We start from the raw sequence: 8,059 nt of genomic DNA on the forward strand, positions 1-8,059 counted from the left end.
GTCAGCTCGGTCCGGCCTTGTAACCGACGCCACGGACGGTCACCACGATCTCCGGCCTCTCCGGGTCCTTCTCGACCTTGGAACGCAGCCGCTGCACATGCACGTTGACCAGACGGGTGTCGGCCGCGTGGCGGTAACCCCACACCTGCTCCAGGAGCACCTCACGCGTGAACACCTGCCACGGCTTGCGGGCCAGCGCCACCAGCAGGTCGAACTCCAGCGGCGTCAGCGCGATCGACTGGCCGTCCCGCTTCACGGAGTGTCCGGCCACGTCGATGACGAGGTCACCGATGGCGAGCTGCTCCGGCGCCGGCTCCTCCGACCTGCGAAGCCGCGCCCGGATACGGGCCACGAGCTCCTTGGGCTTGAACGGCTTGACGATGTAGTCGTCCGCGCCGGACTCCAGGCCCACGACGACGTCGACCGTGTCGCTCTTGGCCGTCAGCATCACGATCGGCACCCCGGACTCAGCCCGGATCAGGCGGCACACCTCGATGCCGTCCCGGCCGGGCAGCATCAGGTCCAGCAGCACAAGGTCGGGCTTTGCCTCCCGGAAAGCGGCCAGCGCCTTGTCGCCGTCCGCCACGAAAGACGGCTCGAAACCTTCACCACGCAGCACGATGCCGAGCATCTCGGCCAGTGCGGTGTCGTCGTCGACGACGAGGACTCGTCCCTTCATAAACGACATCATCCCATTCTCGTAACAGTGGCGAAGATCCAGGTGAGGCAGCTCACTGGCCTGTGACGATAGTCGTATCGAGTCGCTACTGTCTGCCCTCGGCCCGAGAACGGAACACGGGTGCTAACCGATCGTCGTCTGCCGGGACCTGGCGCACAGCTCCGCGAGTCCCTTGGCGGTCACCGGCGAGACGGCGCCCTCCTCGGTGACGATCGCCGTCACCAGCTCCGGCGGGGTCACGTCGAACGCCGGGTTGTAGGCCTGGGTGCCCAGGGGAGCCACCGGAATGCCGCCGCCCGCGCCCGTCACCGGGATCTGGGGGACGATGATCTCGGTCACCTCGTAGCTCGGGCGCTGCTCGACCTCGATGGAGGCACCATCCGGCGTCTGCGGGTCCACCGTCGTCACCGGCGCCACCACGATGAACGGCACATGGTGATAGCGGGCCAGCACCGCCAGCGGATAGCTGCCCACCTTGTTCGCCACCGAGCCGTCCGCCGCGATCCGGTCCGCGCCGACCAGCACCGCGTCCACCTCACCGGCCGCGAACAGCGAACCGGCCGCGTTGTCGGTGAGCAGCGTGTACCCCATGCCGTTGCGGGCCGCCTCGTACGCCGTCAGCCGGGCGCCCTGCAGCAGTGGCCGGGTCTCGTCCACCCACAGCCGCCGCAGCCGCCCCGCGCGGTGCGCCGCGAGCGCCACCGCGAACGCGGTGCCCTCCCCGCCCGACACCAGCGAGCCGGTGTTGCAGTGGGTGAGGATGCGGTGGCCGCCGCCGGGCAGCAGCTCGTCCAGCAGCGCCAGCCCGTGCTCGGCCATCCGCGCACTTGCCTGGGCGTCCTCCTGGTGCAGCTGCCGGGCCGCGGCCAGCGCCGCCGAGGCGGCCTGCCGGGAATCGCCGGTCTTGGCCAGCGCGGCCCGGTGGGCGGACTGCGCCCGGCGCACACCGACCGACAGGTTCACCGCGGTGGGCCGGGCGCCGGCCAGCGCCGACGCGGCCTCGTCCACGTCGAATCCGCGTACGGCGGCGAGCGCGACGCCGTACGCCCCGGCGATGCCGAGCAACGGCGCCCCGCGCACGGCGAGCGAACGGATCGCCTCCACCAGCGCGGACGCGTCCGTGCACACCAGCTCGACCTCCTCGGCGGGCAGCCGCGTCTGGTCCAGGAGGACCAGGACCGGGCCCTCGGGCGGCTCCTCCCAGCGGATGACCGGTGTTCCGGCCGGCCGGTTGTCCTCGCGGGTCTGCGCGTACTGATCAGCCATGCCGTCAGTCTGCCCCGTATCCGGCGGACAATTGAAGGTACGCACCCGCTACCGCGGCCAGTCACCCGAAGACCACCCCATGGCACGATGGCTGCCAACCTGCCGCCGCGACCGCGGACGGGCACCGTGAAGGAGCGACGATGAAAGACACTCCGGGCTGGGCCTCGCCCGGATCCGCCCCGTCCGACGGGCAGGAACCCGGCGCGTCCGGCCCTGCCGGCGCCGCCGGCCACCCCGGCCCCGCGCAGCCGGCACCGCCCGCGCAGCCCGCGGACCAGCCGGGCGCGCAGCCGCAGGGACCCGGCGTGAAGTGGTCGAAGGAACAGCCGCCACCCGGCCAGTGGTCGGCGCCCACCGGAGCCCCGGCCCCCGGCCAGACCCCGCCGCCGCCTCCCGGCCCCGGCTGGGGCGGCCGGCCCCCGGCGGGCGGCGGTCACGGCGGCTACGGCCCTCCCCGCGGCGGCTACGCAGGTCCCGGCGGCGGCTACGGAGGTCCCGGCGGCGGTTCCGGCGCGTACGGCGCCTGGGGCACCGGCTGGGGCGGTCCGCCGCCCGCGGCCAAGCCGGGCGTGATCCCGCTGCGTCCGCTGGGCGTGGGCGAGATCCTCGACGGCGCCGTGTCCACCATGCGCACCTACTGGCGCACCGTCCTGGGGATCTCGCTGGTCGTCGCGGTCATCACCGAGACAGTCGTCGTCCTCGTCCAGGGCCTGGCCCTGAACGACCTCGCCAACAGCAGCGCGCTCAACGACCCGAACGCCACCCCCGGCGACCTCTTCCGCGCCATGGGCGACTCCCTGATCGGAACCGGCTTCGTCTCCGTCGTCTCCATGATCGGTACCGTCCTGGCCACCGCGCTGCTCACCACGGTCACCAGCCGCGCGGTGCTCGGCAGGCCGGTCAGCCTCGGCGAGGCCTGGCGCGACGCGCGTCCCCAGGTGCTCAAGCTCTTCGGCCTCATCCTCCTGCTCCTGCTCATCGGCGTCGTGGTCTTCGGCGTGGGCATGCTGCCCGGCATCCTCGTCGCCGTCTCCGGATCGCCCGTGGGGGGCTTCGCGCTCGCCCTCCTGGGCGCCCTGGGTGCCGGTGTCGTCGTCCTGTGGCTCGCCGTCCGCTTCTCCCTGGCCTCGCCCGCGCTCATGCTCGAGAAGCAGGGCATCAAGCAGGCTCTGAGCCGCTCGGCCAAGCTGGTCCGCGGCTCCTGGTGGCGGGTCCTCGGCATCCAGCTGCTGGCCGCGGTCATCGTGGGCGTCGTCTCGGCCGTCATCGCCATCCCCTTCAGCCTGACCGCCGCGGCGGTCAGCGGCGACGGCGTCTCCGGCCTGCTCAACGGCAGCGGCCACCTCGGCTGGACGTACTTCGTCATCAGCGGCATCGGGGCGGTGATCGGCTCCATGATCAAGTTCCCGATCTCGGCGGGCGTCACCGTGCTCCTCTACATTGACCAGCGCATCCGCCGCGAGGCCCTCGACCTCGAGCTCGCCCGGGCCGCCGGTGTCCAGGACCACGGCCCCGGCGCACCGGCCTCGGGGAGCTGATGCCGTGAGCCTGCCGGGGGGAGTTCTCACAGTGCTGCCGGCGCTGCCATGCGCCGCGGAAGGAGTCGTACGGCCCCTGCTGCGCGCCCACGCCACCGCCGTCCTGTCGGGGCCGCGCACCGGCACCGAACCGCCGGTGACGATCCCGCGTGACCCCGCGCGGGAGGCGGCCCGGCGTGAACTGTCCAAGCGGATGTACCACGAGAACGACCCCGGCCTGCTGCAACGCGCCCTCGACAGGTTCTGGGACTGGGTCGACAAACTCTTCAGCTCGGCCTCGGCGGCGGCACCGGGAGGGACCGTCGGCCTCGTCGTCGTCATCGTGGCCGTCCTCGCGGTCCTGGGCGCCCTGTGGTGGCGCCTGGGCACCCCGCGACGGGAACCCACCTCCTCCGCCGCGCTCTTCGACGACCGCCCCCGCAGCGCCGCCGAACACCGCGCGGCCGCCGAGGCGCACGCCGCCCAGGACCACTGGAACCAGGCCGTCCAGGAACGGATGCGCGCCATCGTCCGCTCCCTGGAGGAACGCGCCCTCCTCGACGTCCGCCCCGGCCGCACCGCCGACGAGGCCGCGGCCGAGGCCGGCCGCTCCCTGCCCGCGCACACCGAACGGCTCCGCGCCGCCGCCCGCGACTTCGACGACGTCACATACGGCGGCCGCAGGGCGACCGAGCAGGCGTACCACCGCATCGCCGAACTCGACCGCGACCTGGAACGCACCCGGCCCCAGTCGGCGAGCGACGACAGCGACAGCGACAGCGACAACAGCCGGAGCACGGCCCCCGTCAGCCGCCACGGAGCCGCCGGATGAGCACCGAGGCCACCGTCCCGACCACCTCGGCCTCGCCCACCGCCCGCCAGGTGTGGACCCGCACGCGCGGCATCCTGCTCGCGCTCCTGCTCCTCATCGCGGCGGCCGTCGCGATGGCCGCGCTCCGCTCGGGCGCCCAGCACGGCCGCCTCGATCCGCGCTCCGCCGACCCCTACGGCAGCCGCGCCGTCGCCGCGCTCCTCGCCGACCGCGGTGTGTCCACACGCGTGGTCACCACCCTCGACCAGGCGCGCGCCGCGGCCGCCCCCGACACGACGCTGCTCGTCGCCGTCCCCGACCTGCTGACGGACGGCCAGCAGTCCCGGCTGCGCACGGCGACGGAAGCCGCCGGCGGACGCACCGTCCTCGTCGCCCCCGACGTCTCCTCCGTCGGCGGCCTCGCCCCCGGTGTCACCGCCGACCCCACACCCAGCTTCGACACCACGCTCGCCCCGGGCTGCTCGCTGCCCGCCGCCCAGCGGGCGGGCACCGCCGAGACCGGCGACATCCGCTACTCCACCACCGCCCCCCACGCGGACGCCTGCTACCCCAGCGACGGCCTGCCCACCCTGCTGCGCATCCCGCAGACCGCCAAGGGCGGCGACACCATCGTCCTCGGCGCGCCCGACATCCTCTACAACGACCGCCTCGACAAGCAGGGCAACGCCTCGCTCGCCCTCCAACTCCTCGGCTCCCGCCCCCATCTGGTCTGGTACCTCCCCTCGCTCGCCGACGCTCCGGCCCCCGAGACCGGCAAACGCAGCTTCTTCGACCTGCTCCCCTCCGGCTGGCTCTGGGGCACCCTGCAACTCTTCGTCGCGGCCGCCCTGGCCGCCCTGTGGCGGGCACGCCGGCTCGGCCCCCTCGTGCCCGAGCAACTCCCCGTCGCGATCCGCGCCTCCGAAACCGTCGAAGGCCGCGCCCGCCTCTACCGCAAGGCGAACGCCCGCGACCGCGCCGCCGCCGCTCTTCGCTCCACCACCCGCACCCGCCTCGCCCCCCTCGTGGGCATCCCCGTCGCCCAGGCGCACTCGCCCGAGGCCCTGCTCCCCGCCCTGTCCGCCCAGCTTCACGGTGATGGACAGGCATCCCTGCACGATCTGCTCTTCGGCCCGCCGCCCGGCGACGACGCGGCCCTCGTCTCCCTCGCCGACCGACTCGACGCCCTCGAAAGAGAGGTACGCCGTTCATGATGGACCCGACCACTGACAACGCCGGGCACACTGGGGACGCGGGCACCGCCCGGTCCGCCCTGGAAGCCCTGCGCGCCGAGATCGCCAAGGCCGTGGTCGGCCAGGATCCCGCCGTGACCGGCCTCGTCGTCGCTCTGCTCTGCCGCGGCCACGTCCTGCTCGAAGGCGTTCCCGGAGTCGCCAAGACCCTGCTGGTCCGCACGCTCGCCGCGGCGCTCGAACTCGACACCAAGCGCGTCCAGTTCACCCCCGACCTGATGCCCAGCGACGTGACCGGCTCCCTGGTCTACGACGCCCGCACCGCGGAGTTCTCCTTCCAGCCAGGCCCGGTCTTCACCAACCTCCTCCTGGCCGACGAGATCAACCGCACCCCGCCGAAGACCCAGTCGTCGCTGCTGGAGGCCATGGAGGAACGCCAGGTCACCGTCGACGGCACCCCGCGCCCGCTCCCCGACCCGTTCCTCGTCATCGCCACCCAGAACCCGGTCGAGTACGAGGGCACCTACCCCCTCCCCGAAGCCCAACTGGACCGCTTCCTGGTCAAACTGACGGTCCCCCTGCCCTCCCGCCAGGACGAGATCGACGTCCTCACCCGGCATGCCGGGGGCTTCAACCCACGCGACCTGCGCGCCGCCGGCGTACGCCCGGTGGCCGGCCCCGCCGACCTGGACACGGCCCGCGCCGCGATCGCCAAGACGACGGTGTCTCCCGAGATCACCGCCTACGTCGTGGACATCTGCCGGGCCACCCGCGAGTCGCCGTCCCTCACCCTCGGCGTGTCCCCGCGCGGGGCGACGGCCCTGCTGTCCACGGCCCGTGCGTGGGCGTGGCTGACCGGCCGCGACTACGTCATCCCCGACGACGTCAAGGCCCTCGCCCTGCCCACACTGCGCCACCGAGTGCAGCTGCGGCCCGAGGCCGAGATGGAAGGCGTGACTTCCGACTCGGTGATCAACGCGATCCTCTCCCACGTCCCGGTCCCCCGCTGATGGCCCTCACCGGACGCGCCGCGCTGCTCGCGGCCCTCGGTTCCCTGCCCGTCGGCGTCTGGGACGCCGGCTGGCCGGGCATCCTCGCCGTGAACGCCCCCCTGGCCATCGCCTGCGCCTGCGACTACGCCCTCGCAGCGCCCGTACGGCGACTCGGCCTGACCCGCTCCGGCGACACCTCCGTACGCCTGGGCGGAGGCGCCGACGTCACCCTCACGGTCACCAACCCCTCCCGCCGGCCACTGCGCGCCCACCTCCGCGACGCCTGGCCGCCGAGCAGTTGGCAGCCCGGCACGGAGACGGACGCATCCCGCCACCGGGTGACGGTGCCGCCCGGCGAACGCCGCCGCGTCACGACCCACCTGCGCCCCACCCGCCGCGGCGACCGCCAGGCAGACCGCGTCACGATCCGCTCCTACGGCCCGCTCGGCCTCTTCTCCCGCCAGGGCACCCACAAAGTCCCGTGGACGGTGCGTGTGCTGCCCCCGTTCACCAGCCGCAAGCACCTGCCCTCCAAGCTCGCCCGGCTGCGCGAGCTCGATGGCCGCACCAGCGTGCTGACCCGGGGCGAGGGCACCGAATTCGACAGCCTGCGCGAGTACGTCCCCGGCGACGACACCCGCTCCATCGACTGGCGCGCCACGGCCCGCCAGTCCGCGGTCGCGGTCCGCACCTGGCGCCCCGAGCGCGACCGCCACATCCTGGTGGTCCTGGACACCGGCCGCACCTCCGCGGGCCGCGTCGGCGACGCACCGCGCCTGGACGCCTCCATGGACGCGGCCCTGCTCCTCGCGGCACTGGCCGCCCGCGCCGGCGACCGCGTCGACCTGCTCGCCCATGACCGCCGGGTACGCGCCCTCGTCCAGGGCCGCACCGCGGGCGACCTTCTCCCGTCCCTGGTCAACGCCATGGCCACACTGGAACCGGAACTCGTCGAGACCGACGCCCGGGGGCTCACGGCCACCGCACTGCGCACGGCACCGCGCCGCTCGTTGGTCGTGCTGCTGACCAGCCTTGACGCGGCACCCGTCGAAGAGGGCCTGCTCCCCGTCCTCCCCCAGCTCACCCGGCGCCATACCGTTCTGGTGGCCTCGGTGGCGGATCCGCACGTCGCCGGGATGGCGGCGGCCCGGGGGAACGCCGATGCGGTGTACGAAGCCGCGGCGGCGGCGCAGGCGCAGGCCGACCGCCACCGGACGGCGCAGCAGCTCCGTCGTCATGGCGTCACCGTCGTGGACGCGACACCGGACGAGCTGGCGCCGGCGCTGGCGGACGCGTATCTGGCGCTTAAGGCGGCGGGTCGGCTTTGATCGGGGGCGAAAGCCCCCTTCCCCCACGGCCCTCGCACTCGGACGACCCGAAAACGCAGAAAACCCCGCACCATGAGGTGCGGGGTTTTCTTCAAGATTTGTTCGGCGGTGTCCTACTCTCCCACAGGGTCCCCCCTGCAGTACCATCGGCGCTGTAAGGCTTAGCTTCCGGGTTCGGAATGTAACCGGGCGTTTCCCTCACGCTATGACCACCGAAACACTATGAAACTGACAACCGCACCACACCACCAACAAAAGAAGAAGTGTGGGGTT

General features: G+C 73.2%; 7 protein-coding genes and 1 rRNA gene. 5 read left to right on the plus strand and 3 right to left on the minus strand.

Features of this window, described 5'->3' with window-relative positions; all coding sequences use genetic code 11:
* Position 1: 1 nt before the first annotated feature.
* Positions 2 to 691 (minus strand): two-component system response regulator MtrA, encoded by a 690-nt coding sequence (mtrA, locus tag ACH4UM_RS17885; RefSeq protein WP_187283109.1) that lies wholly within the window; start codon positions 689 to 691, stop codon positions 2 to 4.
* Positions 692 to 802: 111 nt separating this feature from the next.
* Positions 803 to 1,945 (minus strand): S-methyl-5-thioribose-1-phosphate isomerase, encoded by a 1,143-nt coding sequence (gene mtnA / locus ACH4UM_RS17890; RefSeq protein ID WP_398179562.1) that lies wholly within the window; start codon positions 1,943 to 1,945, stop codon positions 803 to 805.
* Positions 1,946 to 2,085: 140 nt separating this feature from the next.
* Here mtnA and ACH4UM_RS17895 point away from each other — a divergent pair, with 140 nt between their 5' ends.
* From ACH4UM_RS17895 to ACH4UM_RS17915, 5 genes are read left to right on the plus strand one after another with little or no spacing between them, the layout of a single operon-like run.
* A complete protein-coding gene (locus ACH4UM_RS17895) occupies positions 2,086 to 3,483 on the plus strand; it encodes a glycerophosphoryl diester phosphodiesterase membrane domain-containing protein (RefSeq protein WP_398179565.1) in 1,398 nt (465 codons plus the stop codon).
* Positions 3,484 to 3,487: 4 nt separating this feature from the next.
* Positions 3,488 to 4,294 carry a DUF4129 domain-containing protein gene (locus tag ACH4UM_RS17900; protein ID WP_398179568.1) on the plus strand — a complete coding sequence of 269 codons (807 nt, stop codon included), beginning with the start codon at positions 3,488 to 3,490 and terminating at the stop codon, positions 4,292 to 4,294.
* The gene (locus ACH4UM_RS17905) at positions 4,291 to 5,487 is read left to right on the plus strand and encodes a DUF4350 domain-containing protein (protein ID WP_398179570.1); all 1,197 of its coding nucleotides are present in this window, start codon (positions 4,291 to 4,293) and stop codon (positions 5,485 to 5,487) included. The genes ACH4UM_RS17900 and ACH4UM_RS17905 overlap by 4 nt, the downstream gene beginning before the upstream one ends.
* Entirely contained in the window at positions 5,487 to 6,476 is a 990-nt protein-coding gene (locus ACH4UM_RS17910) for an AAA family ATPase (protein WP_398179625.1), read from the plus strand. Before ACH4UM_RS17905 ends, ACH4UM_RS17910 begins: the two co-directional genes overlap by 1 nt.
* Positions 6,476 to 7,786, plus strand: coding sequence for a DUF58 domain-containing protein (locus ACH4UM_RS17915; protein WP_398179573.1), 1,311 nt, complete (start codon positions 6,476 to 6,478; stop codon positions 7,784 to 7,786). Before ACH4UM_RS17910 ends, ACH4UM_RS17915 begins: the two co-directional genes overlap by 1 nt.
* 100 nt (positions 7,787 to 7,886) lie before the next feature.
* On the opposite strand, the gene rrf is transcribed toward ACH4UM_RS17915, so the two are convergent.
* A 5S ribosomal RNA gene (gene rrf, locus ACH4UM_RS17920) occupies positions 7,887 to 8,003 on the minus strand.
* Positions 8,004 to 8,059: the final 56 nt, after the last annotated feature.

Origin of the sequence: Streptomyces sp. NPDC020801 (assembly GCF_044334385.1) — a bacterium.
Lineage (GTDB): Bacteria > Actinomycetota > Actinomycetes > Streptomycetales > Streptomycetaceae > Streptomyces.

What these genes read in the sequence shown, in the direction of transcription:
- mtrA (WP_187283109.1), bottom strand. Translation starts at nt 691, where the DNA reads ATGATGTCGTTTATGAAGGGACGAGTCCTCGTCGTCGACGACGACACC.
- mtnA (WP_398179562.1), bottom strand. Translation starts at nt 1,945, where the DNA reads ATGGCTGATCAGTACGCGCAGACCCGCGAGGACAACCGGCCGGCCGGA.
- ACH4UM_RS17895 (WP_398179565.1), top strand. Translation starts at nt 2,086, where the DNA reads ATGAAAGACACTCCGGGCTGGGCCTCGCCCGGATCCGCCCCGTCCGAC.
- ACH4UM_RS17905 (WP_398179570.1), top strand. Translation starts at nt 4,291, where the DNA reads ATGAGCACCGAGGCCACCGTCCCGACCACCTCGGCCTCGCCCACCGCC.
- ACH4UM_RS17910 (WP_398179625.1), top strand. Translation starts at nt 5,487, where the DNA reads ATGGACCCGACCACTGACAACGCCGGGCACACTGGGGACGCGGGCACC.
- ACH4UM_RS17915 (WP_398179573.1), top strand. Translation starts at nt 6,476, where the DNA reads ATGGCCCTCACCGGACGCGCCGCGCTGCTCGCGGCCCTCGGTTCCCTG.